25 protein-coding genes are annotated in these 25,453 nt (G+C 63.4%); 11 read left to right on the forward strand and 14 right to left on the reverse strand.

What is annotated here, in order from left to right:
- The first annotated feature begins 2 nt into the window (after positions 1–2).
- The 6 genes from ASD72_RS04075 (at position 3) to ASD72_RS04100 (ending at position 3,959) form a co-directional block, all read left to right on the forward strand.
- Positions 3–455, forward strand: a complete 453-nt coding sequence (locus tag ASD72_RS04075) for a hotdog family protein (protein WP_056878703.1) — start codon at positions 3–5, stop codon at positions 453–455.
- Positions 455–1,189: a 3-oxoacyl-ACP reductase FabG gene (gene fabG / locus ASD72_RS04080; protein WP_056878704.1), complete on the forward strand. Its 735-nt coding sequence runs from the start codon at positions 455–457 to the stop codon at positions 1,187–1,189. Before ASD72_RS04075 ends, fabG begins: the two co-directional genes overlap by 1 nt.
- Entirely contained in the window at positions 1,186–2,427 is a 1,242-nt protein-coding gene (locus ASD72_RS04085) for a beta-ketoacyl-ACP synthase (RefSeq protein WP_056878705.1), read from the forward strand. Before fabG ends, ASD72_RS04085 begins: the two co-directional genes overlap by 4 nt.
- 24 nt (positions 2,428–2,451) lie before the next feature.
- Entirely contained in the window at positions 2,452–2,889 is a 438-nt protein-coding gene (locus ASD72_RS04090) for a hypothetical protein (RefSeq protein WP_056878706.1), read from the forward strand.
- The gene (locus tag ASD72_RS04095) at positions 2,886–3,416 is read left to right on the forward strand and encodes a hypothetical protein (protein WP_056878707.1); all 531 of its coding nucleotides are present in this window, start codon (positions 2,886–2,888) and stop codon (positions 3,414–3,416) included. The genes ASD72_RS04090 and ASD72_RS04095 overlap by 4 nt, the downstream gene beginning before the upstream one ends.
- Positions 3,417–3,518: 102 nt before the next feature.
- A complete protein-coding gene (locus ASD72_RS04100; protein WP_056878708.1) occupies positions 3,519–3,959 on the forward strand; it encodes a hypothetical protein in 441 nt (146 codons plus the stop codon).
- A gap of 48 nt (positions 3,960–4,007) precedes the next feature.
- Here the strand turns inward: ASD72_RS04100 and ASD72_RS04105 are convergent, their stop codons facing one another.
- The 6 genes from ASD72_RS04105 to ASD72_RS04130 all read right to left on the reverse strand — a co-directional run bounded on the left by ASD72_RS04105 (position 4,008) and on the right by ASD72_RS04130 (position 10,634).
- The gene (locus ASD72_RS04105; protein ID WP_255357628.1) at positions 4,008–6,389 is read right to left on the reverse strand and encodes a heavy metal translocating P-type ATPase; all 2,382 of its coding nucleotides are present in this window, start codon (positions 6,387–6,389) and stop codon (positions 4,008–4,010) included.
- Positions 6,386–6,781 (reverse strand): heavy metal-responsive transcriptional regulator, encoded by a 396-nt coding sequence (locus ASD72_RS04110; RefSeq protein WP_056878709.1) that lies wholly within the window; start codon positions 6,779–6,781, stop codon positions 6,386–6,388. The genes ASD72_RS04105 and ASD72_RS04110 overlap by 4 nt, the downstream gene beginning before the upstream one ends.
- A gap of 88 nt (positions 6,782–6,869) precedes the next feature.
- Positions 6,870–7,400, reverse strand: coding sequence for a DUF411 domain-containing protein (locus ASD72_RS04115; protein WP_200948825.1), 531 nt, complete (start codon positions 7,398–7,400; stop codon positions 6,870–6,872).
- 10 nt (positions 7,401–7,410) lie between these two features.
- Positions 7,411–8,313 carry a copper resistance protein B gene (locus ASD72_RS04120; protein WP_081420127.1) on the reverse strand — a complete coding sequence of 301 codons (903 nt, stop codon included), beginning with the start codon at positions 8,311–8,313 and terminating at the stop codon, positions 7,411–7,413.
- A complete protein-coding gene (locus ASD72_RS04125; RefSeq protein ID WP_056878711.1) occupies positions 8,310–10,112 on the reverse strand; it encodes a copper resistance system multicopper oxidase in 1,803 nt (600 codons plus the stop codon). Before ASD72_RS04125 ends, ASD72_RS04120 begins: the two co-directional genes overlap by 4 nt.
- Positions 10,113–10,229: 117 nt before the next feature.
- Entirely contained in the window at positions 10,230–10,634 is a 405-nt protein-coding gene (locus ASD72_RS04130) for a CopL family metal-binding regulatory protein (RefSeq protein WP_056878712.1), read from the reverse strand.
- A gap of 138 nt (positions 10,635–10,772) precedes the next feature.
- On the opposite strand from ASD72_RS04130, the gene ASD72_RS04135 reads away from it, so the two are divergent.
- Positions 10,773–11,783, forward strand: coding sequence for a glucokinase (locus ASD72_RS04135; RefSeq protein WP_235577931.1), 1,011 nt, complete (start codon positions 10,773–10,775; stop codon positions 11,781–11,783).
- Between the two features lie 710 nt (positions 11,784–12,493).
- Here ASD72_RS04135 and ASD72_RS04140 read toward each other — a convergent pair.
- The 5 genes from ASD72_RS04140 to ASD72_RS04165 all read right to left on the reverse strand — a co-directional run bounded on the left by ASD72_RS04140 (position 12,494) and on the right by ASD72_RS04165 (position 15,800).
- Positions 12,494–13,255, reverse strand: a complete 762-nt coding sequence (locus ASD72_RS04140; RefSeq protein WP_056878714.1) for an SseB family protein — start codon at positions 13,253–13,255, stop codon at positions 12,494–12,496.
- A gap of 2 nt (positions 13,256–13,257) precedes the next feature.
- On the reverse strand, positions 13,258–13,530 hold the full coding sequence (locus ASD72_RS04145; protein ID WP_056878715.1) for a BPSL0761 family protein: 273 nt from the start codon (positions 13,528–13,530) through the stop codon (positions 13,258–13,260).
- A gap of 162 nt (positions 13,531–13,692) precedes the next feature.
- Complete coding sequence (locus tag ASD72_RS20825) at positions 13,693–13,998, reverse strand: hypothetical protein (RefSeq protein WP_155944459.1); 306 nt, start codon at positions 13,996–13,998, stop codon at positions 13,693–13,695.
- A 762-nt stretch (positions 13,999–14,760) separates the two neighbouring features.
- Positions 14,761–15,237: an RES domain-containing protein gene (locus tag ASD72_RS04160; RefSeq protein ID WP_056878718.1), complete on the reverse strand. Its 477-nt coding sequence runs from the start codon at positions 15,235–15,237 to the stop codon at positions 14,761–14,763.
- Positions 15,234–15,800, reverse strand: coding sequence for an antitoxin Xre/MbcA/ParS toxin-binding domain-containing protein (locus ASD72_RS04165; RefSeq protein WP_081420128.1), 567 nt, complete (start codon positions 15,798–15,800; stop codon positions 15,234–15,236). The genes ASD72_RS04160 and ASD72_RS04165 overlap by 4 nt, the downstream gene beginning before the upstream one ends.
- Positions 15,801–16,322: 522 nt before the next feature.
- Between ASD72_RS04165 and ASD72_RS20410 the strand changes: the two genes are divergently transcribed.
- The 4 genes from ASD72_RS20410 (at position 16,323) to ASD72_RS04190 (ending at position 23,807) form a co-directional block, all read left to right on the forward strand.
- A complete protein-coding gene (locus ASD72_RS20410) occupies positions 16,323–18,506 on the forward strand; it encodes a TerB N-terminal domain-containing protein (protein ID WP_162250341.1) in 2,184 nt (727 codons plus the stop codon).
- Positions 18,503–19,855 (forward strand): ATP-binding protein, encoded by a 1,353-nt coding sequence (locus ASD72_RS04180; RefSeq protein ID WP_056878722.1) that lies wholly within the window; start codon positions 18,503–18,505, stop codon positions 19,853–19,855. The genes ASD72_RS20410 and ASD72_RS04180 overlap by 4 nt, the downstream gene beginning before the upstream one ends.
- A 1-nt stretch (position 19,856) precedes the next feature.
- Positions 19,857–22,184, forward strand: coding sequence for a DEAD/DEAH box helicase (locus ASD72_RS04185; RefSeq protein WP_056878723.1), 2,328 nt, complete (start codon positions 19,857–19,859; stop codon positions 22,182–22,184).
- 267 nt (positions 22,185–22,451) lie between these two features.
- A complete protein-coding gene (locus ASD72_RS04190; protein ID WP_056878724.1) occupies positions 22,452–23,807 on the forward strand; it encodes a hypothetical protein in 1,356 nt (451 codons plus the stop codon).
- A 130-nt stretch (positions 23,808–23,937) separates the two neighbouring features.
- On the opposite strand, the gene ASD72_RS20830 is transcribed toward ASD72_RS04190, so the two are convergent.
- From ASD72_RS20830 to ASD72_RS21710, 3 genes are read right to left on the reverse strand one after another with little or no spacing between them, the layout of a single operon-like run.
- A complete protein-coding gene (locus tag ASD72_RS20830; RefSeq protein WP_155944461.1) occupies positions 23,938–24,372 on the reverse strand; it encodes a hypothetical protein in 435 nt (144 codons plus the stop codon).
- Positions 24,373–24,705, reverse strand: a complete 333-nt coding sequence (locus tag ASD72_RS20835; protein ID WP_155944462.1) for a hypothetical protein — start codon at positions 24,703–24,705, stop codon at positions 24,373–24,375.
- Positions 24,678–25,355 (reverse strand): RHS repeat-associated core domain-containing protein, encoded by a 678-nt coding sequence (locus tag ASD72_RS21710; protein ID WP_081420131.1) that lies wholly within the window; start codon positions 25,353–25,355, stop codon positions 24,678–24,680. Before ASD72_RS21710 ends, ASD72_RS20835 begins: the two co-directional genes overlap by 28 nt.
- Between the last annotated feature and the right edge of the window lie 98 nt (positions 25,356–25,453).

The following is a 25,453-nucleotide window of genomic DNA, read 5'->3' on the forward strand; positions in this document are numbered from 1 at the left end:
GCATGGACGTGCCGTACGACATCGAACGCGTGGTGCCGCACCGGGGGACGATGCGCCTGGTCGATCGCCTGGTGTCCTGGGACGAGGACACCGTGGCCGTCGAACTGCGCGTGCCGGAGGAAGGGCCATTCAGCCACGACGAGGGCGTCCCTGCCTGGGTCGGCGTGGAATACATGGCCCAGACCATTGCCGCCTGGGCGGGCTGCCATGCGCGGCGGGCCGGACGTGAGCCCTCGATCGGCTTCCTGCTGGGTACGCGCCGGTACGAAAGCCGGGTGTCCTGGTTCCGCGCCGGGGCATTACTTCGGGTGGAGGCGCGGCGCGAGCTGCTGGGCGACAATGGGCTGGGAATGTTCAGCTGCCGCATCCTGGGGGACGGCGAAGAACTGGCAACCGCCAATGTCTCGGTGTTCGAACCGCCGGACGCGATGGCCTATCTGGAGAGTGCGCAGTAATGAGGGGAGAGACAACGGTCCTGGTCACCGGGGGGAGCCGGGGCATCGGCCGCGCGATAGCGCTGCGGCTGGCGCAGGATGGATTCGACGTGGTCGTGCATTGCCGCAGCCGGGTGGAGGAAGCCGAAGCCGTCGCCGCGCAGGTGCGCGCGTTCGGGCGCGAAGCCCGCGTGCTGGCCTTCGACGTGGCCGACCGCGCCGCTGCGGCGCAGGCGCTCGAAGCCGACATCGCCGAACACGGCACGTACCACGGCGTGGTCTGCAACGCGGGCATCGCGCGCGACACCGCCTTTCCCGCGATGAGCGGCGAGGACTGGGATGCCGTGCTCGGCACCAACCTCGACGGCTTCTACAACGTCCTCAATCCGCTGGTGATGCCGCTGGTGCGCCGGCGCAAGCCCGGCCGCATCGTCACGCTGTCGTCGGTGTCGGGCCTGGTGGGCAATCGCGGGCAGGTCAACTACAGCGCGGCGAAGGCCGGCATCATCGGCGCGACCAAGGCGTTGGCGCTGGAACTGGCCAGCCGCGAGATCACCGTCAACTGCGTCGCCCCAGGCTTGATCGACACCGAGATGGTCAGCGGCGAAGTGGTGGACGAAGCCTTGAAGATGATCCCGATGAAGCGCGTGGGCAAACCGGAAGAAGTCGCGGCCGTGGTGTCGTTCCTGATGTCGCCGCAGGCGTCCTATGTCACCCGCCAGGTGATCTCGGTCAACGGAGGGTTGGTCGGATGAGTCGCATCGATCGACGCGTGGTGGTCACCGGCGCAGGCGCCATCAGCCCGCTGGGACACGATTGGGAGAGCGTGCACCTGCGCCTGCGCGAGTGCCGCAATGCCGTGCGCCACATGGAAGACTGGGGCAAGTACGAAGGTCTCAACACGCGCCTCGCGGCGCCGGCCGAGCCGTTCGAACTGCCCGCCCACTACAACCGCAAGACCACCCGCAGCATGGGCCGCGTGGCGGTGATGGCGGTGCGCGCCACCGAACTGGCGCTTGAACAGGCCGGTTTGCTGGGGCACCCGGTGCTGAAAAGCGGCAAGGTGGGCGTGTCGTACGGCTCGTCGGCCGGCAGCCACGAAGCCATCGGCGACTTCGGCCGCATGCTCAACGCGCATACCACCGAAGGCATCAACGCCACCACGTACCTGAAGATGATGAGCCACACCGCGCCGGTGAACATCGGTGTGTTCTTCGGCCTGACCGGGCGCGTCTACACCACGTCCAGCGCCTGTACCTCCGGCAGCCAGGGCGTCGGCTCGGCCTACGAGGCGATCCGCAACGGCAAGCAGGTGGCGATGATCGCCGGCGGCGCGGAACAGCTGGATGCGACCGCGGCCGCGGTGTTCGACACCTTGTTCGCCACCAGCGTGCGCAACCACGAGCCGGAAAGCACGCCGCGGCCGTTCGACGCCAACCGCGACGGCCTGGTGCTGGGCGAGGGCGCCTGCACGCTGGTGCTGGAAGAGCTGGAGCACGCGCTGGCGCGCGGCGCGACCATCCTGGGTGAGATGGTCGGTTACGGCACCAACAGCGACGGGCAGCATGTCACCCAGCCCAGTGCCGACACGATGGCGCAGGCGATGCGCCTCGCACTCGAGGACGCGGACCTGTCGCCGGACGTGATCGGCTACGTCAACGCGCACGGCACGGCCACCGACCACGGCGACATCGCCGAGACGACGGCGACGGCGGCGGTGTTCGGCAACCGCATGCCGATCAGTTCGCTGAAGAGCTACGTGGGCCACACGCTGGGGGCGTGCGGTGCCTACGAGGCGTGGATCACGCTGCAGATGATGCGCGAGGGCTGGTTCGCCCCCACGCTGAACCTCGAGACGCGCGATCCGCGCTGCGCCGACCTGGACTACATCACCGGGGAAGGGCGCGAGCTGCAGACCGACTACGTGATGAACAACAACTTCGCGTTCGGCGGCATCAATACATCGATCATCTTCAAGCGCTGGAAAGACTGACGTTCCACATCCACAGGGGGAAAGATGGACAAGCGTTTCGTTTCGCTGCTGCTCGCGGCCGTGTTTGCCTTCGCCGCAGCACCTGGGTTCGCTGGCAAGCATGATCCGATGGATATCCCCGTCTACGAGCGGGTTGAATCGACGAACGGGATTCCACCCAGTGCCGCACGGATCAAGGCGGCCATCCTCCATGCGGGCAAGACGCGCGGCTGGACCATGGTGGAAAGCGAGCCGGGGCGCGTCACCCTGCGCTACGCGCCGCGGACCCATGAGGTCGTGGTGGCCGTTCGTTACGACAACAACGGCTTCAAGATCGAATACGTATCGAGCGTGGAGATGAACTATCGGGTCAAGGGAAACACACCCGAAATCCATGGGAACTACAACCGTTGGATCCGCAACCTTGCCCAGGACATTCAGATGTCGCCCGTGTTCCACCGTGCGGAGGCGGATGCGCCATGAAATTGCGTCACGCGTTGTTGGGCCTGGGGTTGGTGAGCGTATCCCTCCAAGCACTTGCCGACGACATCATCCGCACGTCGCCCCAGATCGAGTTGCGGGCGGGCTACAAGGGCTATCCCGAGTTCGAGGAATGCGCCTGGATGAAGGAGTATCCCGCGCATCTCGTGGAGTATGCCAAGGGGCAGGTCGAGTTGACCGACGCGTCCCTCGACACGGTGCCGGGAAGGACCTTGCGCGTGCGCATCATGCACATGCGCACGGCTGACGGTGGCGGCTTCTCGGGCCCCAAGTGGGCGATGATCCGCGCCGAGCTCTACGAAGACGGCAAGCTCATCGGCCAGTACCAGCCCTATCGGCGCACGATGACCATGTTCCGCGACGGGTGCTCGTCGCTCAGCAAGATCAGCGATGCATTGGCCGCCGACACGGCCACCTGGCTGCGTCGGGGCGATTTCAAGATCGAGTATGCGGACGACCAAGCCGCAATCGAGATCGGCCCGGAAGAGGACGTCCCGCCGATCCAATGACCGATATCGTGCGGCAGCTGCTGCACGGTATCCGAACATCGCGGCTGGCGTCCTGCAAGATGAAGCGAGCGCGCCATTCTTTTCCCACAAAGGAGTAACACCATGAAACGACTTCTGACCACAGCTTTGCTGACGATGGCCGTGCTGACCCCGCACGCGAACGCGGCCGACACCCGCGTCGAACTGCCGTTCCAGGAACTGGTGAACTCACCGGAAGCCAGGGCGGCCGGCATCGACGGTAGCGTGCGCTTCTACCTGGCCGGCCAGAAGACGCCGACCGTGGTGTCGCGCTTCGGCGAGGACGTGACCAACAAGAAGACCAATGGCGTGGGCAAGTCCGATGCCGAATCCTGCCGCTGGGTGGCGCTGTCGGCGTTGAAGGCCCTGCAGGAGGGCGCCAAGGACCGCGGCGCCAACGCGGTCATCGACATCGTCAGTTACTTCAAGAAGAACGAGTTCCGCAGCGCCACCAACTTCGAATGCCATGCGGGCGGGATCATGAGCGGCGTGGCCTTCAAGGCCACCTACGCGAAGGTCAAGTAAGCATCCACACGGGTCACATGCGGCCGCCTTCGGGCGGCCGCATGCGTTTCAGTCGCCGGGCAGGTGCACGCGCCGCAGGCGCAGGGCATTGCCGACCACGGAAGCGGAACTCAGGCTCATCGCCAGCGCCGCGAACATCGGCGACAACAGGGGGCCGCCGAACAGGCCCAGCACGCCCGCCGCGACCGGCACGCCCAGCGCGTTGTAGGCGAACGCGAACGCCAGGTTCTGCCGCATGTTGCGCACCGCGGCCTCGGACAACGCCTTGGCCCGTGCGATCCCGCGCAGATCGCCTTTCACCAGCGTCACCTGCGCGCTGGACATGGCCACGTCCGTGCCCGTGCCCATGGCAATGCCGACATCGGCGGCGGCGAGGGCAGGGGCGTCGTTGATGCCGTCGCCGGCCATCGCTACATGCCGGCCCTCCTGCTTCAGCCGCGCCACCAGCGCAGCCTTGTCCGCAGGACGCACGTCGCCATGGATCTCATCGATGCCGAGGCGCGCCGCGACAGCGCGTGCCGTGCGTTCCCCATCGCCCGTGGCCATGACGATGCGGAGCCCGCCATCGCGCAGCGCACGCAAGGCGTCCGGCGTGCTGGCCTTGATCGGGTCGGCCACCGCGATGCTTCCGGCGGGCATGCCATCCACGGCGAGGAACATCACGCTGCCGCCTTCCTCGCGAATCCGGTCAGCATCGTCCTGCAGCGGGCGGACGGATACACCTTCTTCCTGCATCAACACGGTGTTGCCGAAGGCGACGCGATGGCGGTCGACGCGTCCGCGGACGCCGATGCCGCTGCTGGATTCGAAATCCTGTGCAGGCGAGAGCGCCATCCCGCGACGACGCGCTTCCTGCACCACGGCGTCCGCCAGCGGATGCTCGCTGCCGGCGTCCAGGCTCGCCGCCAGGCGCAGCACGGTGTCTTCGTCGAATGGCGGCAGCGCATGCACCGCCTTGAACGCGGGGCGGCCTTCGGTCAGCGTGCCGGTCTTGTCGACGATCAGCGTATCGACCTTGCGCAGGGTCTCGATCGCCTCCGCATCGCGGAACAATACGCCTGCCTGCGCGGCACGGCCGCTGGCCACCATCACCGACATCGGCGTGGCCAGGCCCAGCGCACAGGGGCAGGCGATGATCAGCACGGAGACCGCATTGAGCACGGCGTGCGTCCACGACGGTTCCGGCCCGAAGAAACCCCAGCCCAGCAGCGTCGCGAGCGCTGCGCCGAGCACCGCGAGCACGAACCAGAACGACACCCGGTCCGCCAGCCGCTGCAACGGCGCGCGGCTGCGCTGGGCCTGTGCGACGAGCTGCACGATCTGCGCCAGCACGCTGTCGCTGCCGACCTTCTCCGCACGGATCACCAGGCTGCCCGCGCCATTGAGCGTGGCGCCGATCACCCGGTCGCCGGGGCCGCGTTCCACCGGCATGGGTTCGCCGGTCAGCATCGATTCGTCGATGTGGCTGCGACCCTCGAGCACCACGCCATCGACCGGTACCTTTTCGCCGGGCCGGACACGCAGCCGGTCGCCGACGTGCACGTGCGACAAGTCGATGTCTTCTTCATCGCCGTCGTCGCGCACGCGACGTGCCGTCTTGGGGGCCAGGCCGAGCAGGGCGCGGATGGCGGCGGACGTCTGCGAGCGTGCCTTCAGTTCCAGCAGCTGACCCAGCAAGGTCAGCGAGACGATCACCGCAGCGGCTTCGAAGTACACGCCGACGTGGCCGTGCTCGCGGAACGAGGGCGGGAAAACCTGTGGCGCCAGCACGGCCACCACGCTGTAACCGTAGGCCGCCGCCACGCCGGTGCCGATCAGCGTCCACATGTTGGGGCTGCGATGACGGATGGACTGCGCCCAACGCTGGAAGAAAGGCCACGCGGCCCAGAGCACGACCGGCGTACTGAACGCGAATTCCAGCCACGTACGCACGGTCGGCGGGATGACGGTGAGGTACATGCCGCCCATGGCCAAGAGCAAGGTCGCTGCGCTGAACGGCAGCGTCCACCAGAAGCGGCGGCGGAAATCGATCAGCTCGGGATTTTCTTCGTCGTCCAGCGAAGGCAGCATCGGTTCCAGCGCCATGCCGCACAGCGGGCAGGTGCCGGGCGCATCGCGCACGATCTCCGGGTGCATCGGGCAGGTGTACTGTGTGCCTGGTGGGGCGACGGCGGGCGTCGTCGATATCGAAGGTTGCAGATAGCGCGCAGGGTCGGCAACGAACTTGGCGCGACACCCGGCGGAACAGAAGTGGTACGACGCACCGTCATGTTCGGCATGGTGCAGCGCAGTGGCCGGGTCCACCCGCATGCCGCAGACCGGATCGGTGGCGAGGGTGTCGTCCGTGGCCGATGCGTGCTGGTGGCCGCCACAGCACGCCGCCTTCTCGGGCGTCACGACGTGATGCCCGTGATGATGCGAGCCGCTCACGCTTCGCCTCCCAGCGCTGAGAGGATGGGGCACTGGTCCAGTGCGCCGTGACCGGGGCAGGCATCGACCAGCGTCCGAAGACCATCGCGCACGCGCGCCAGTTCGGCGAGGCGCTGCTCCACGTCGGCCAGCTTGTCGGCCGCGGCAGCGCGGACGGCGGCCATGTCGCCGTCATGAGCGCGGCTGAGCGCGAGCAGGTCGCGGATCTCCTCCAGCGTGAAGCCGAGGGTCTTCGCACGGCGGATGAAGGTCAGCCGCAGCACGTCGTCGGCTTCGTAGTGCCGGTAGCCGCTGGCGCTTCGTGTCGGCGGCGGGAGTAGCTGCTGTTTCTCGTAGTACCGCACGGTGTCGATGGGGACGCCGGTGCGGCGGGATAATTGTCCGATGTTCATGCGGGGACTCCTCGAAGTACCGGCAGTCTGCACCCTGGAGTACGCTCCAGAGTCAAGGGGGGGCGGCGCGCGTGCCGCCCTTTCCGGATCAGGGCGAATGCTCCGCGTAAGGCGCGGTGCTGCCATCGCGGTGCAGTGCGAGCACCGTGTAGGAGGGGGCATCGACGCCTTCCACCTCCATCCCGGGCGACCCCATCGGCATGCCGGGCAGCACGAGGCCGCGGAGGGCCGGCTTCTCGCGCAACAGGCGGTGGATGTCCGATGCCGGTACATGGCCCTCGATCACGTAACCCCCGATCTCGGCGGTATGGCAGGACGCATGCGCGGGCAGGATGCCGAGCCGCTCCTTCACCGGGCTCATGGCTTCTTCGACGTGATCTTCCACGTCGAAGCCTTCCTTGCGCAGATGCTCGACCCAGAGATGGCAGCACCCGCAGTACGCGTCGCGATGCACGGTGATCTTCGGCGTCTGCACCTCCGAGGCCTTGCGTTGCGCTGCCGGTGCGGGCGTTGCGGCGGGTGCGCTGTCCATCGGCGTGGGTACCGCCTGCGTGCAGGCGGCGAGAGTGGTGGCGAGCAGTAACGCCGCGAGGTGGGGCAGGGGAGTGCGACAGGTCATGGCGTTTTCCTCAGAACCAGATCCGGATGCCCGCGACGATGCGGGTATCGCGCGGGGATTCGCTTTCGGCTCGACGTAGATCCGCGGTGTCGCCGAGTGCGCGTTCGTGCACGACGCCAACGTAAGGCGCGAAGCGGCGGCTCGCTTCGTAGCGCAGGCGAAGCCCCGCCTCGACACCGGTGAAACCCCGGGCAATGCCGTGGTCAGGATCGTCCTTCGCCGCCATGTCCACTTCCACGAGCGGTTGCAGGATCAGGCGGTTGGTGATCCGGAGCGTGTATTCGGCTTCCACGTTCGCCGCGATCTGGCCGCCTTCGCCGATGTACGCGGTTGCCGACACCTCGAAGCGGTACGGCGCCATGCCCTGCACCCCGAACGCCGCCCAGCTGCGTCCATCGCCGGGTTTGAAGTCGTGCTTCATGCCGGCCACCACGTCCCACCACGGCGAAACGCTGCGGCCGTACAGCACTTCGAGTTCGGCGCTCTCGGTGTGGCCACCCATCCGCTCGCCCTCGCTGCGCAGCCACAGGCGGTCGGTGTCGGTGCCGAACCACGCCATGCCTTCCCAGGCTTGACCGGTGCCTTCGTCGGCCTCCCACGCTTCCAGGCGGTTGAACGTCACCTTGCGGTTGAATGCCGGGGCGTGCTGCATGGCATGGTGATCGATATCGGGAAATGCCGCCGCCAGATCGTCGGCGGTGATCGGCGGGACCGGTTCGCGCGGTGTCGCCGTCGCAGGCTCGGCCTGCGACATAGCGGCGTGGTCGTGATGGGCGTGCTCGTCCTGCTTGGGCGCTTCCGTTGCCGCGTGCTGCGCGTGGTCGTGATGTTGTGCGAAAGCGGGCGTCGCCAGGCCCAGCGCGAAGGCGAGCGCGGAAACCAACTGTATCGGAGCAGGGGAGAGGGTCTTCATGCTTCGATCCTCACTTCCCGCATCATGCCCGCTTCCATGTGGTACAGCAGATGACAGTGGAAGGCCCATCGTCCCAGCGCATCGGCGCGCACGCGGTAGCTGCGCCGCGTGCCGGGTGGCATGTCGATGGTGTGCTTGCGCAGATGGAAGCCGCCGTCAGCGTTCTCCAGGTCGCTCCAGACACCATGCAGGTGGATGGGGTGCTGCATCATCGTGTCGTTGACCAGCACGATGCGCATGCGCTCGCCGTACGTCAGGCGCAGCGGCTCGGCACTGGCGAATGGAATGCCGTCGAACGACCAGGCGAATTTCTCCATATGCCCGGTGAGGTGCAGCTCGACGGTGCGGCCCGGCTCGCGGCCGTCAGGATCGTCGAACAGGCTGCGCATCGCGCCATAGGTCAGCACCTGGCGACCGTTGTCGCGCAGACCGATGCCGGGATCATCGAGCTTCGGATCGCTGGCGGAGGACTGCATGTCCACCAGCGGGTTGCCCGATTCGCTGGCCGGATGGTTCGGTGCGGACGGTGCGGTTCCATGGGCGCCGTGGTCCATCGCCCCCATGTTCGCGCCGCAACCGCCTTCGCCCATCATGGCGCCGCAGCCACCTTCCATGCCCTTGCTGGCACCGTGTCCGCCCATGTCGTGGCCCATGTCGGCCATCGTCAGCAGCGGGCGCGGATCGCGCGGCGGGACCGGTGCCTCCAGGCCGTCGCGCACGGCCAGCGTGCCGCGTGCGTAGCCGGTGCGGCCCATGTCCTGCGCGAAGATCGTGAAAGCGTCCTGGCCGGCGGGTTCCACGATCACGTCGAAGGTCTCCGCCACCGCGATGCGGAATTCGTCCACGCTGACGGGATGGATGTACTGCCCGTCGGCGGCGACCACGGTCATCTTCAGGCCGGGGATGCGCACGTCGAAGTAGGTCATCGCGCTGCCGTTGATGAAACGCAGCAGCACCTTCTCGCCCGGCTTGAACAGGCCCGTCCAGTTGCCGGACGGTGCCGCGCCGTTCACCAGGTAGGTATAGGTGTGCGCGTTGATGTCGGAGATGTCGGTGGGCGTCATCCGCATGCGGCCCCACATGCCGCGGTCCCCGATCGTCTCCGTCAGCCCGTCGCGCTTCGCATCGCGGACGAAATCCACCAGCGTGCGCTGGTAGTAGTTGTCGTGCTCCGGCATTTTCTTCATGCGCCGGTAGAGTGCCGCGGGTTCCAGGTCGGTCCAGTCCGACAGCAGTACGACGTGTTCGCGGTCGTGGTGATACGGCGGCGGGTCGCGTGGATCGATGATGAGTGCGCCGTAGAGCCCCGCCTGTTCCTGGAACATGGAATGGCTGTGGTACCAGTAGGTGCCGGACTGTTTCACCTGGAAGCGGTACTGGAAGGTTTCGCCCGGTGCGATGCCGTTGAAACTCAGGCCCGGCACGCCGTCCATGTTCGACGGCAGCAGGATGCCGTGCCAGTGGATCGAGGTCATGTCGCGCAGGCGATTGCTGACGCGCACCGTCACCGTATCGCCCTCGCGCCAGCGCAGCGTGGGTGCGGGCAGGCTGTTGTTGACGGTAATCGCAGGCCGTGTGCGGCCGGTGACGTCGACCGGCATCGCCCCGATGCTCAGCGCGAAATCGGTGCCGGTGACGAGCGCGGCGCCGCCGCGGCGCGCGGGTGTTCCTGCGGAGGCGGGCGGGCGTGCCAGGCCGAGGCCGAGCGCGGCACCGCCGGTGGCCAGGCCGGTGACGAACTGGCGGCGCGTGGGGCGGAACGCGCCCAGGCGCCCCGCTGTGGGGTCATCGTGTTTCATGCAAGCTCATCCTGTGGATCCGGCGCGGGGAACGTGGCCCGTGCGACGGTTTCCGTGGTTTTCGCGAACCGGTGCGCGCCAGGCGACCGGAAGTCGGGCGGCGCCGCGGGTGCGGCGTCAGGCGACCAGGATGGGAGGTCGATGCCGGTGCGAGAGGCGTGCGGAGGCGTGGCCGTCCGCGGTGTAGTCGGGCGCGCCGGCCTGCAGCGGCGCACTGGCGCCGGGCCAGAGGGGCCAGACCAGCGCTGACGCATGCTGGGCACAGAAACCATCGCAGGTGCCGGCCTTGCAGCAGTCCGGTGAGTCGCCCTGCGGGTGGTGGTCGCCGCTGTCCTGCATGCCCGCCATATCCATGTCGTCCATGTCGTCATGACACGGCGGCGCGGGCGTATCGTCGCCGACCATCGCGGCCGCAGGTGCGCCTTCCAGCGCGCTGCTTGCGGCCATGTGCGCGGACACGCTGCCGTTCACCAGCAGGAGCAGGCAGAGCAGGGCACGCAACAGGGGCGCGAATCGGGCCATGGCGGGATGATACGCCATCGCTGGCGGACATACCTTGGCGTAGGGTCAAGGCTTGGCTTCATCCGTGCGGCACCACGCCATGGCAGGGACACGATATCCTTGCGGTGTTTCTTCGGCATTGGGCAGCGTGGCATTCGGATGGCGGGCACGGTAATGACGGGCAGGGTGCCGGCAGGCGTGGTTGAGGGTCGTATTCCGGAAGATGCCCGTGTCCGGATCATCGTTGCCGACGTCGGCGGCACCTATGCGCGCCTGGGCTGGACCGACGGCGCCGACGCTGACCAGGTCCACGACTACCGCCGGTATGCCTGCGCCGACCATCCGGACCTCGCCTCGATCCTGCGCGACTACGCTGCGGATGGCGTCTGCCAGGGCGCCGTGGTCGCGATCGCTGGCGTGCTGGAGGGCGATCGGCTGATCAACTCCAACCTGCCGTGGGCGGTCTCGGTTGAACAGACACGCCTGGGTGCCGGGTTGTCGTGGGTACGACTGATCAATGATTTCGAAGCCGTCGCCAACGCAATGCCCGTCCTTGCGCGCGACACGTTGTCGCCGCTGACCCATGTCACCGAAAGCAGCGAGAACTCGCCGGCGCTGGTGATCGGTCCCGGCACGGGCCTGGGCGCGGCGCTATGGATGGAAGGCCATCCACCACGCGTACTGGCGACGGAAGTCGGCCAGGCAGCGCTGGCTGCAGGCAACGATCTTGAGATGGACGTGGTGCGCCGGCTGCTGCGCGAGCGCCGCCATCTCAACAATGAGCACGTGCTGTCCGGCACTGGCCTGATGAACCTGTACCGCTGCCTGTGCGAACTGCGAGGCGGCACCGCCGTCCATGCCGACGCGGGCGCGCTGGTCGCTGCCGCGGAATCCGGCGACGGCCTCGCGCTCGAAACGCTGCAGATGTTCTGCGGCTGGCTGGGTAGCCTGGTCGGCGACCTGGCGATCATCTTCGGCGCCAAGGTCGTATACCTCGCCGGCGGCGTCACCGCGCACATTCCCCAATTCCTCCACGACGGCCACTTCCTGGCGCGCTACCTCAACAAAGGCGTGATGTCCGAACGCCTGGAGCAGGTACCGGTGTGGCGTGTGGAGCATGGACAGCTGGGATTGCTGGGTGCTGCGGCTTGGTATCAGCAGCATCAGTAGTTTTACATAATAGGCATTATGCGAAATGGCTTGTGGGGTGAACTGGGCTGGTGGACCCGCTTGCTAGGTGATTGCCGCAGCGAATCTGCCCCCTCTACGCCCAGCAATCGCCTCATTTGGGTCCAACAACCGCCCCAGATTTGTTGAGGCTCCTACAAGTTGCCCCGTGATCTGAGAACCGCCAAGCAAGTTGCCCCGTGCTTGGTGCCGGTTGATCCACCGATGGTCGGTTCGGACCCCAAATACGTGCCGGCAACTTGCCTCCAACTAAGGCTGCTCCCGACAAGATGCCTCAGGTCCGAAAAAAGGCTCCCTAAACACGCCGCATTCTTGGTGGGCCGTCGTCTTGAGCCGTAGCCCCGCGCCACCCCGCTGCGAGGGCCATCTCGGCGTAGCGCAGTCGCTCGGCTGGGTCTTGAGCTTGGTCAGCAGCAGGACGTGGTGGCCCCGAGGCAATTTGGCAACAAGCTGTTTCCCAATTGAGGCATCCGGCGTGTTCCCGGTTTCCACGCTCCCGAGCCAATGGGTACGCTCAAGAAGGCTTCGACAGCCCTCTGACCCATCGCAGCAGCTCCTCGTGCGGGATCGTCCGCCCAGCGTCGACGTCGGCCAAGCCCTCGCGGGTCCGGCGATCCTTCTCTTCCTCCGTTAGCTCGGGAGGAAGTGCTGGCAGCTCATCATCGGGTTGCATGTGGACCAGGTGCTTGGACTCAGGTGGACTTGGTTCTCGTGAATATGGGCAAGACCTGCGGATTATCCAAGGCCTCCGGCAAAGGCTGCGACGCGTCATGGACCATCAGATCAATGACGACATCCACCTCTGAGCATAAGGGTTGGATGGCCGTGGTCACTAGGCGGGCAGCCCTCTCGGAAAAGGCCACGTCAGCCACCAGCCAGATCAATAGCCCTGGACGCTGGTTGGAAGCCGGGGCTGGGCGGGTTTCAAGGAGGTAGGCCGCGGAGACAAAGCTGGTGTGCTCAAGGCTTTGGACGATCGTCGGAGCCAGCCAGCCGGGTGCACTTTGAGCGGATCTTACTTCGAACTCGAACGGCGCCAGCTTCTCTACCCTGGCCAGGAAGCCCGTATCCAACCATGTCGCGATCTCTTCCGGATACAGGACGATGCCCCCGTCGTTGGGGTTGAGCATCAACGTCGCGCCACGCGAACCCTCCAACAGGTCGCGCCCCGATACCCCCAGGATTTTGACGGCCGCTGAGCTGGCGATCTCCGCCTTGCCAAGCGAAGTAAAGAAAGGAATCGCGTCGAAGCCGTCGGGGTGCCGGAACTGGACCAATCTCGGGGTTCGAGCATCGTCCGAGACAGGCGCGTGCACGTACACCATGGCATCCATCAGCCGCTTGAAGAAGGCCAGTTCCTCGGCCGAGTCACCACGAGCTCGCTCGAGCGCAGCCTCCAGGTCTGCCTCCGCCGCTGACGCGCTTTCTCCCCGCGGCCTGGTCGATCGCTTCATGATCAGATGCGATGCGGGCCAAGCGGGAAGCCGCGAAACCAGTCTGCCTCGAACTGACTGGTCAAGTACGGGCGTACGAAGGCCGACTGGGTCAGCTCCCGCAGCCGTTCCTCGTGCTGGGCAATGGCCTCGATGTCGCTGACCGTCGGATAGTGCCGAAGCAATCGGTACGCCTCTTCCCGCACGGATTTAGGCACGTCCTTGCTGGCAGCGAGTTCTCTCAGGAACGCGCCGGCCTGCAGCACGTTGCGTGTGCGTTCGGCGGGCAAGGTCATGCGGAGGCCTGATCGTGCTAAGGAATACTTAGCTTACAGGCTTCCGAGCGCATACTGTGGATCTAGCGCTCAGGTTATTTGCTTTCCGTGGAAATATATAGTAAAATCAATTACTTACTTCGCATAACATTCCTTATGTTAGGCGCGGCCCGTTCCAGCCCGCTACGTGATAACGCACGCCTCTTCGAACGCCGATGCTCGCAGCCTGCCCAACACCCATGGCACCCGCGAGGCCAATTCGGGGGGCGTCACTCCCCCCAGTGCTTCTACGTAACTGGCCGGTGTCAACGCCAAGCGCATCAATCGTGGTTCCAGATGGCCCAACAATGCCCGCAAACGTTCGGCTCGCTCATCGGTCGTCTTGCCGGAAATCACGTACTCACGTTGGATCAATTGCGCAGCAGCATGCACCTGCACCAACGCATGATCACAAGCATCAATGATGCGTCCAGCAAGCGGTCCTTGCATCGTCGAGAATCCGCGGGCAGCGTGCTCATTGATGAGCTTTTGGATAGCTAGCTGAAGATCTTGCTCGCAACGGCAAGTTGCGAGTCCAACTGAGAGGTTACGATCCTGTCTAACATGTCGGTATTCCTGGCATTCGAAGAATCTTGCGAGGTGTCCGTCGCAGATGCTGAGACCTGGCCGATCGATTGCTCACGTCTCAGAGACTCATGGGTTGGACCGTTTGCGATCTAGCCTCGTCCTCCACTCCGTTGGGGCGCACTGGCTGCAGATGTCGTATGCGTTGTGGCCATGATAGACATTGAAAAGCTTATCAAGCATAGCTCTCGTCTCTTCTTGATGGGACTCGATACCGAACACTGCGAAAGCCGATCCGAAATCCTTCAGAAAGAGCATCAGGCTCGGGAAATCGTGGATAAAACTTCGTAGACGCTGCTACCGTCATGACTGACGCTGGCATAGAAGCGCTCGCCATCGGTCGAGTTGTGGATCTCAATAGAGGCGCCGTGTTCATGTCCGAACCGGTGCATGATCTGAGAGTATCCAATGCGCGCTATGTACGCTGAAAAGTCTTCGTTCTCATCCCAGTCGGGCGCAGTACTACCCTTAGTCCAGGTTCCCATCGAGTAAGTATGGCGAGACATTGATTCTCCGTTAGTTGCCTGGCTTAGGATGATTGCACTGTGCAATCACACACAATAAGTTCTGTGCCTGCGAAGTGCTTCAGGGGGTTCGGAGGGAGCCTGCCAGTCGATGCATGGGCGCCTACTTGTGACGAAACAATAAATTGTACTGATAACGACGAGTCACTTTGGTGGTGATCCTTGCAGCGTCAGCATGCTGGGCATTGATCAAGACGATTCGCTCCTCGGGAACAATCACGGACGGCAGCTCGATAATTGCGCTCGATGCACCCACGTACCATCCTGACCCAGCCTCGATAGACGCCAAACCATGAGGAATGGCGTCCCATCCTCCACCCAGATCCGCTGGATCAACGATCGTGCGGCCTAGCCATAGGTCATCCGGGACGTCGATTTCGATCACATACTTATTCAGCGGAAGCCCGCCGTCGTCTATGTGTGCAGCCGTTTCCAGCACCGCCATCGCCAATGTCTGCGCAGCGTAGATCACTTTCTCGCCAGGCCGATTCCAGCGCCCCGGAGCCGCTGCAGCACCGGCTCCCGTCATGTCGTCCGGCTTCCATGTAGGGCCAGAGGAGCCGATCCGGAACAGCTTCATTGATAGGCGCCGCTTTGGATTGCCCCCAGCACACGCATGACGGAGGCGCGACCAGTGGGGGTGTCCATCACTTCAGCAGGCGCCAGTCCCCCCAAAGCCGGTTGAGGACGTTCGATCCACTCCCCTACCCATCTTTCGACATCGAAGTTCTTGGCATCAGGATTATCAGGATCGGCAGCAAGCATGTCCTCGACTTGATTTATCAAGTCGAGGATTCCGACAACAGATTGACCTTGCGTGCCCGAGAAGAGCAGCTTGTCTCTCATGCGTAGGGTAAAAGTGGCTTTGGGAATGCCTGCATAGCGCTGAAAGTTGTTGGTGCTAACCCCAATGACGGTGATCAGGTCGCTGACAACTTCCGAGGGGACGCCCTCTCGCTCTAGCTTGATTCGCTCGGCAAGCGTTGCTCGGCGCAAGTAGTTTCGGAAACCCGCCGCCTTTACCGGAATTTTTTTTTGCTTGATGGCTGAATCGACGGCACCTTGCTCTTTGAGCTTGCCAATGACTCCGCGGCTCACTTTACGAGTTGCAAGGGATGGCGACTTGCCCTGTGCATTGCTCATGGCATCTCCTTCTGGCTAAAATTAGCCGATCTTTGGAGCAATAGTATCACGAGCGTTCCGGTCAAGCCTTAATGCCCGCTCGGCTTGGAGGGGGCGATCCAGCCCGATGCACGACGGGGTGTAGAGTGTGAAGAGGGGCAATGTTCTGCAAACGGATGGCGGGGGCTGACAGTGGCGCGACGCAAGGGGCATGGGGGCGGGATTGGGGCGTTACTGCTTGGTGCCCTAGTGGTCATTCTGCTGATCCCAAAAGAAGTCTGGATCGCGCTGTTCTGGTTCGCCGTAGTTGCCCTACTTGGCTGGGTCGGCTGGCGCCTCTACCGCCACTGGCGAATAGCCCAACAGGCCTCTGAGTTGCCCCCTCCACCAGAAGAAGGGGGAAAAACCCTAGCGGAAATCCTTGACCAGTCCCCGCCAAAGCGCGCAGCCTCACGGTCGAGTACCCACTTGCCCGTATCCCCTCAGCCTCGCGTTCCGGCCCCTCCCCCGCCCCCATCCGCTGTGGAGGCGGCGCCACCCCCGGTGAAGGAAGCGCCTGTCCCCGGTGCCGCCGTGCCGCCTAGCCGGCCGGCGCCCGCGCTGGAGCCGGTCGCCGTCCGCACCACCTCCCCGCTACGCGCCGTTGCGGATCTGGCGAGCCCCCTTCGGCAACCCGCACCGCCACGCTGGATACCCTTCGGTGAGTCGGTGACCATCCGAGGTCAATCGATCTCCGGTGGCGGCTTCTATCTCGGTACGCCCCGCGGCTACCAAGACAGTCGGCTGCCCACCATCGATCCCACTCTGCCCTTCTCTGGCCTGGCCGATTGGCGCGGGGAAGGACTGGGATACTGGCCGCGGTACGCCGGACTGAGTGATCGTGAACGCGGCACGCTGCTCGCTTTTCTGAACTCCGAGCGTCGTGCCGCCACGGTCGGTATTGGCTACGTGTTTTTGTACTTCTATGGTCTGGAGCACCGATTGCTGCGTGGTCTAGCGGGTGGAGCTAATGCCCAAGCCGAGGGCCAGCAGATCCTGGAGGAAGTGCAGCGACTTCAGCAGCACTATGGCCACCACGGCTCGTTCCGCCGCTACAGCCAAGAACTGCTGGCGGTGGGTCGCTTCAAGCTGGGATTGGTTAGCGCAAACATCGATGAGGGCGATGACTGGACGCTCGAGCAGCATGTGCGCGCAGCGCAGGCAGTGGTGCGTCATCAGCCACTGCCATCGGGACTTGCTTTCGCATGGGCCCAGGCGCTGACGGATGAAGCGCGCTCCACTACGTGGGATGTTGTGCGGCCAGAGATGAAAACACGCTTCGCCCAGCTTTATTCGCAGCGTTTCGGCGAGGGCTTGGTCATCAAGCCAGGGCGCTCCAGATTGGCATTGAACTACCGTTGGGCAGGTCCTGGCGAAGGCACTGAGACAATCCAGACCGAGCTGCCAGATATCACCCGCAGCCAAGCGCCGGTGCGACCCGTGATCACGCTGGTCCAACAGGCGATGGGCGAGTTGGAAGCGTTGCGACGAGTGCGACGCAGCAAGAACGGCACGCCCATGGCCGAGCTCGCGGCGATGCCCGAACCCTTGCGCGGCAACCAGGTCCCGCCGACGTTCCGCGCCTTGGTGTCGGACCTGGACGCGGCGTTGGCTCAGCAGGCCGTGGCCGTGATGGCGACCTCGCGCCTGACCCAGGGATGCGGGATGGGCTCACCCGAACGGCTGGGCAAGCGCGAGGCGACCTCGCTGATTCAAGCGTTGGAAGCCTTGGGGTTTGCGATCGAGCCTGATGTCCGCTTCCATGGCCCTTCGCCCACACCTGATGGCCACGTGATCGTGTTCCGATTGCCTAACCAGGCAGCGCGCACGCCCAGCGCTGCGTATGCGGCCGCCTTGTTGATGCTGCAGGCCGCGCTTGCCGTGGCCGGCCAAGGCAGTGAGATCAACCAGTCCGAGCTGGATGTAGCTGTCGCCGCGATCGAGCGGCAGTTTGCGTTGCCCGAGAGTGAGCGGCGACGCATCGAGGCACACCTAAGGTGGCTGCAGCTCAATCCGGTCACCTTGGCGCGTCTGGAGAACCGTGTGCGTCTTCTGCCAGCCAGCGAGCGCGAGGCTTTCGCAGGCGTGTTGCTGGAGATCGCCGCGGCTGATGGCCACGTCAGCCCGGCCGAAATACGGGTGATCGAGCGGTTCTACCGCGCTCTGGAACTGGATCCGGCCCGAGTACCGGCCGACCTCCACCACGCCAGTGTCGGCGGACGTCCCAAGACTGCCGCAGGCGGTGGACTCAACGCCGATGTGATTGCCCAGAAGCTTGCCGAAACCCGCCGAGTGCAATCGGTGCTAGCGCAGATCTTCGATGACGCCGAGACAGCCGCCACGGCCGAGATAAGCTCCCCTACTCCCTCAGTCACTCCAGCGAGTGTGTCCGCGACACCAGTAGCAGAAGCTCCAAGTGACTCAATACCTGGGCTGGATGCTGAGCATATGGCCTTGCTGGAGCGCGTACTGGAGGTGGCCGGCGACCAATGGTCTCGTGCCGACTTCGAAGCCGCCTGCGATGCATTGGGCTTGCTGCCCGATGGTGCGGCCGAAATGCTCAATGAAGCGGCGTTCTCCCTCGCCGGCGAACCGCTGCTGGAAGGAGAAGACCCGCTGTTCGTGAACGATTACGTGCGCGATCAGCTCGCGCAAACCCTGTCCGACCATAAGAAGCTACGCCCATGACAAGCGCTGTTCGAATTCCGCCTCGTGATCGCGACGCCGTGCTCCAAGCCCTGCGGGCCGGCGTGGTGCCGCGTCGAGGTCTGCAGTACATCCAGGTGGGTCGCGCCCGTGAAGTCGAGGCCCTGATCAAGGATATTGATCGCATCAATCAGGCCGGTAGCGCGATTCGCTTTGTGATCGGCGACTTTGGCGCAGGCAAGACCTTCTTCCTGAGCCTGGTGCGCGCGGTGGCGCTGGAGAAGGGTCTGGTCACGATGGCCGCCGACCTCAATCCGGATCGTCGCTTGTATGGCAGCGGTGGCCAGGCGCGCTCGTTGTACAGCGAGCTGACCCGCAACATCGCCACCCGGACCAAGCCCGAAGGCGGCGCGATGGCGAGCGTCGTGGAGCGTTTCATCACCACAGCCTTGCAACAGGCCAAGAGCACGGGCGAAGCGGTGGAGTCGATCATCCAGCAGCGGCTTCAGTCGCTGACCGAGTTGGTGGGTGGCTACGACTTCGCTCAAGTTATCGAGTGTTACTGGCGTGGCCACGACCAGGGCAACGAGCAACTCAAGGCCGATGCGGTGCGCTGGCTGCGCGGTGAGTTCACCACCAAGACCGATGCGCGCCAAGCGCTGGGGGTACGCACCATCATCGAAGATGACCAGGTCTATGATGGGATCAAGCTACTGGCGCGGTTCATCCGCTTGGCTGGATATGGCGGCCTATTGGTATGTCTGGACGAACTGGTGAACCTGTACAAGCTGCCGCAAGTCACGGCACGCAATACCAACTACGAGCAGATCCTGCGCATCTTCAACGATACCTTGCAGGGCAGCAGCGAAGGCGTGGGCTTTGTGTTTGGTGGCACACCAGAAACGCTGATGGATGCCCGTCGCGGCTTGTACAGTTACCAGGCACTTCAATCGCGTCTATCCGAGAATGCGTTTGCCGCCCAGCAAGGGCTGCAGGATTTCGGCGGTCCGGTAATCCGGCTGGCCAACCTCACCCCGGAAGATCTGTACGTCCTGCTCACCAAGCTGCGACACCTGCATGCCAGCGGCGATGCAGCCCAGTACGCGCTGCCCGATGAGGCCCTGCCCGTCTTCCTGAGCCACTGCAATCAGCGTATCGGCGCGGCGTACTTCCAGACGCCGCGCAATACCGTCAGGGCCTTTCTCGATTTGCTCAGTGTCCTGGAGCAGCATGCGGACCTGGATTGGAACCATCTAATCGAAGAGCTGGATGTCAGTCAGGAGCTCAATACCGATCGCGACATCGAAGAGGACGGTACGGCTCCTGCTCCGGCTGCAGTGCAGGCGGGAGCGGCCGATCCGGACGATGAGCTCTCATCGTTCCGGCTCTGAGATGGCCATCGACCCGTTCGAGCAGCTGCATCCAGGGATCCAACGCTGGGTATGGCAACAAGGATGGCCGGCCCTGCGCCAGATCCAGGCGCAGGCCATTCCGCTCGTGCTGGGGAGACAGAGTGATGTGGTGATCTCGGCGCCAACCGCCGGGGGCAAGACCGAAGCCGCTTTTCTGCCGATCATGAGTGATCTGGCGCAGTTCGAAGGCCCAGGACTGCGCTGTCTGTGCGTGTCGCCGCTGCGCGCCCTGATCAACGATCAGACCCGTCGCCTCACCTCGATGGCCGAGGCGGTGGATCTGCGTGTGCAGCCTTGGCACGGCGATGTGTCAGCTGGACGCGCGAGCTTCTGGAAGCGACCGGCCAATATCCTGATCACTACGCCGGAAAGCTTGGAGGCTCTGCTGATGCGTCGTGGCGCGCAATTCGGCGGCTTGCTGGGCGAGCTTCGCTATCTGGTTGTCGACGAGTTGCACGCGTTCTTCGGCAGCGAACGCGGGGCCCAACTGCGCTCGCTGCTCCAGCGCGTGGAACGCCTAGTGCCCCATCCCCTGCCCCGTATTGCCTTGTCGGCCACCTTGGGAGAGCCGGCGCGCGCCGGCAACTTCTTGCGTTCGCGGGGAGGATTTCCATGCCAGATGCTGACTACGGCCTCCGACGGCGGTGAGCTGCGCTTGCAGGTGCGCGCCATCCAGCAGCGACGAGAGCATGACGGAGGCCCAATGCCCACCATGAAGGCCGCTGGGGATGCGGTAGAGAAGCTGCTTGCCCAGATCGCACGCCAGCCGATGGATGAGCGGGTGCAGCTGCCGGCCCCGCCTGAGACCTTTGAGGAACTGGAGGACAACGAGCAAGCACCAGCCGATCGCTACACGACCGCGCTGGACGAGATTGCGGACCACCTGTTCGAACGCCTGCGGGGCGAGAGCCATTTGGTGTTCGCCAATGCGCGTGCGCAGGTGGAGATCGTGGCCGACCAGCTGCGTGAGCGCGCTGAAGGTCGTGCGCTACCCAATGAGTTCTTTCCGCATCACGGCGCGTTATCACGCGAACTGCGTTTGAGTGTGGAGGAACGGTTGCGGGAAGGTAAGCTGCCCACCACGGCCGTGTGCACGTCCACGCTGGAGATGGGCGTGGACCTGGGCGATGTCGTATCGGTGGCCCAGATCGGCCCGGCACCCTCGGTGGCGGCTCTGAAACAGCGCATTGGACGCTCCGGACGCCGCCCGGGTCAGCCGCAGATCCTGCGCCAGTATGTCGTCCTGCCAGCCCTGACCTCACGCAGTCATTCCGTGGACTGGCTGCGCTTGAGCCTGCTGCAAGCTATCGCGGCGATCGAGCTGATGCTGGCTGGGCGCTTCGAGCCTCCGATGCAGGAAGACCTCCATCTATCGACCCTGGTCCAACAGATCCTGTCATACATCGCGCAAAGCGGCGGCGGCTGTACGGCGGCCGAGCTGTACCGGGAACTGTGTCAGCGCGGCGCATTCTCCAACATCGATCAAGCCATGTTCGCCGAGGTGTTGAGATCGTTGGGGAGCGCGCAGCTCATTGAGCAGGTCAATGATGGCAGCCTGCTGCCGGGCGCGGTCGGTGAGCGGATCATGGAGCACTTCAGCTTCTACGCCACTTTCTTCACCCCCGAGGAGTACCAGCTGCTGTGCAATGGCAAGCGATTGGGCACGGTGCCGGTCATTGAGCCGCTCGTGCCGGGGCGTTTGATGCTGTTTGCCGGTCGGCGCTGGCGCATCCTGGAGGTTGATACCGAGGCTCGCGTTGTCCTGCTGGCGCCCTCCAAGGGGGGTAAACCTCCCAGCTTTGGTGGCGGTCCGCTGGGCGTACACCGCATCGTGCATCAGCGCATGCGACAGCTCCTTGAGGAGTCCTCCATACCGGTCTATCTGGACCCGCTGGCTCAGCAGGGATTGATGGACGCTCGCGAAGCCTACAACTTGTTCGGATTTGGCAAGAGTCCTCTGACAGCCTCTGGGGATGCCGTCTATCTTGCCCATTGGGCTGGACACCGGGTTGGCCTGGCCATCGCATTGTGGTTGCAGTGGCTGGAGGTGGAGGCCGTCAACGCTGGGTCGTTCGTAGAGTTGATTGGGCTTGTCGAAGAAGCTGTGCCTCAGCTGATCGAGTTGGCGCTGCAGCGGATACCCGCAGATGCGACGATCTTGGCGGCGCGCAAGGAAGGTTTGGAGCGGAACAAGTTCGACCAATTTCTGCAGCCTGAGCTACTGGTTCGTGGCTATGCGGCGGCCGAACTGGACCTAGACGGTGCGATCGCTGTGATGAAGCAGTGGCACGAGGCACTGACTAAATGATCGCCGTACTCCGGATGCACGTCTGGGGTCCGAAGGTTCCCTTGATAACACAAGCCGTCTTGGAGTCGTACAAGCTTGGGATTCTCGGGTGTCTAGGCATTCTCTAAATGTCAGTAGATATCAGTGCGTTCCTAGATCAGTGAGCACTCGGGCACCCCTTTTACGGTAGATCCGTTGCAGCCGCGGCAGTGTGACGCGTGCTACCTACGCACCATCGCGCCCTGCCGCGGTGGGCGATTCCACCGCTGCGGAAGCCCCAGGTGAGCCATGGATTCTTCTCAGGTACTTGCTCGTGACAGGTGGGTTATAGGCGTGGTGGAGCGAACCTCGCTGATCAAACTGGTTTTGTGGACGCATACCCTGCAGCATGATCCCGGCCGGTTGGATCTTTTGCTGCCGATGCAGGTTCACCTGGTCGCCCGCATTCGGCGTAATGAGGCTCGTCTGAGTCGGCTGAAAGCGTGTCGAGCTGATTTGGTCAGGGCGTTGAAGACGGGGCGCCCGGCCAAAGAGCACGCCAATGCGCTGCGTGGCGACCTGAATCAGGTCGAAGGCGCGATAGGCCAAGCGCAGAGGCGACTGCGGATGTGGCGCAACTTTGGAGATGCCATCGCTCATATCTATCAGAACAAGTACTCACTCAAACATCTTTGCCTGGATGCCGAAACCAATCACCTGAAGCCGTCAGCGGGTAGTCTGTCCGGGAAGACTGGATTCGCCAATGAATGGGCTTTGCTTAAGCAGGCACTGGAGCACGGCGTGCCCGCCGTCCTATGCGACTTGACGAATGTCTTGCGATTCGGCGATCTGTGCTTGTTGGCAGGGCAGGAGCCGTTCGTGATGGAGTGCAAGAGCAGCGCTCGTTTGAATAGTCGGGGTAAACGTCAGGCCATCCAGCAGAAAAAACTGATGGACTTCCTAGCCAACGATGGAGCAGTCGAGTATGCCGGGATGCCTAACGTTACCCGGCGAGCACTAGCGACGCAGGAAGTGACGTACAGCGCGCAACTTGATGCATGCATCACTGCCTTCGGCACGGACGCCTGTGCGCCTGTCAGCCCAGAACCTGGGTTGACCTACACCCTCCTGCATGCTGACATCACCCGACACGAGCTGCAGGCACTTGTTAACGAACCGCCATTAAGCACGCTCTCATGGCTTGTTGACGGTACCGACGAGCACTGGTGCCTGTTCTATCCATTCCTGCTGTCGCTGTCGCCCGCCAACGCATTGACCTTCTTATCTGGAAGTTTGTTGCTGCTGGTCCAGATCAACCTGGACGTGCTTTGTGCTTGCTTCGCGACCCATGGGGTGACGGCGAAGCCACTTCTGGATGGGGAACACGCTTTGGAACTGACGCGAGTGGGTAAGCCGCCCAGCGAAGGCATCTTCTGGCTGTCTGAGCGTCTGCTTGCTCGCATCGTATTCGAGCAACAGTCCTTGACCTGGTTTGCGGCCGAACATGCCCGTTGTCTGACCGAGCCCTTCCCGGCCCCGCCGGGTGGCTGGAGGGAGGCGGTCCCGCCGGTTTTTATTCGCGACAAGTTGGATCGCGCCTTGGCTGATGACTTGCCACCAGCAGCAGTGGGATCATCTGGTCCCGAGATCGAACAGCAGGATTGATCAGTGATCTGGTGAAGACTTTCCCTGCAATTTTGAAAGGAATGAGCCCAATGATCGAGCCGGAGCCTAGCGCCTCAGAAGGTCTTCGCCCTACCCGATCGGGCGCCGAACTAAGGGTATGTCGCATCAACTAGTGCATGGTCAGCTTATGCCAGTAAGGGGAAACGGGCGGTGGAGGAAAAACGGTACCCAAGTATGATTTCTTCCAGCATCGGGAACGCTCGTTGTCTACATCCGTGTAATAGCCGACGATCTTTCCCGATTTATCGATCTCAAGAATCTGAACTAACGGTCCCGTGGCTTTGAAATAGCAGCCGTCGCGCTCGTCGAGTTTATGGCTGTTGTTGAACTCTGCCCATTCGGTCGCGTAGGCGGCGGAAACATCTGGGAGCTCAGCCCGCTGAGCGTCAGCGCGCTCATTGGCTTCGGCGAAGCTTCTCGCCCTCTGCGCGCAAAGAAGAACAGGGGCTGCGAGAAGCATGGCAAAAACTACGAGCCTGGTTCGATCAGACCTCATGCGGATACTCTGCTTGTAGGATGAGAGTCTAGCAAGGTGCAGGTTCATCTACTTGGATCTCCGGCGGCTCTTGTCTTTGATCATGAAAGCGAGTGAAGCAATCGCACAGCAAAAGAACACGACTCCGCTGCCTACATAGACCCATCCTGAAATTGAATCCGGACGTCGAACCCAAACTTGAGTGATCTGATCAAGCATCGCGACCAGGGCGACAACGAACGCAACTGTTCCGATGGCGCCGGATGCTCTAACTGCCATGTGATAGCTAGTCTTCCCACGAAATCCGAGCCACAGAGCATAAAGATTGAGGGCAAGGAAGAGAGGGGAAAGTAGTACTGGAATCAATTGAGGTGTCATGGCTTGCAACTCGGTGATGGGCACCAGTCGTATCCAAACCCGCCCCTTCCGAACAATGAGTCGTAAGTAGCTCCTCCAAAAACTGGGCCTGCGCCGTTCTCTGCGAAAACCCTGTCATGGAAACCTCCAACATCGGTGACGCGATCCAACATCCTGGGGTTTTCGCGTGTGGCACCCTTCAGCGCATTGGCATGCGCGCGGGCAAGCCCAACCCGAATGGCCTCCATCTTCTTCTCCATGTCCGCGCGCGCCGCTTCGCAAGTCTTCTCTTTCGTTCTCTCTAGAATCGAATTCGAGAGTCTCGTGTTTGTTATGTTTGACAGGAAGCCTATATTTGAGGCTACTTCAAATGCGCGTGCCGCATACTTGTCGCCGCCGGCCGCCGCCGCCTGATAGTACAAACTCCAGTTTCCGGCATCAGCATATGCTTGCTCAGTGGGCGTAACCCAGCAGCCGCGCTGATCGCATGCCAACCCTGTGCTATCAGTGAAGCTAATAGGATTTCCCCCTACGTACGCGTAAGTGTTGAGACCTCCCTCCAGGCCAATCGGATCGCTCTGCAGGTAGCGCCCAGTAGAGGAATCGTAGTAGCGAGCCATGTTGTACCAGTGGCCGGTTTCCTGGTCGTAATACTGACCAGGAAATCCCAGGTTATAGCCGCCGATCGTATCGATTGGTACGCCCCCGCTTTCGTAGACGGTTAGGGGCTTTGTTTTGAGTTAACCGCCTCAAACATCATTGGCGCAAGGCCTCCCAGATGTCCATGGCGGCG

The organism is Pseudoxanthomonas sp. Root630, assembly GCF_001427585.1.
GTDB lineage: Bacteria > Pseudomonadota > Gammaproteobacteria > Xanthomonadales > Xanthomonadaceae > Pseudoxanthomonas_A.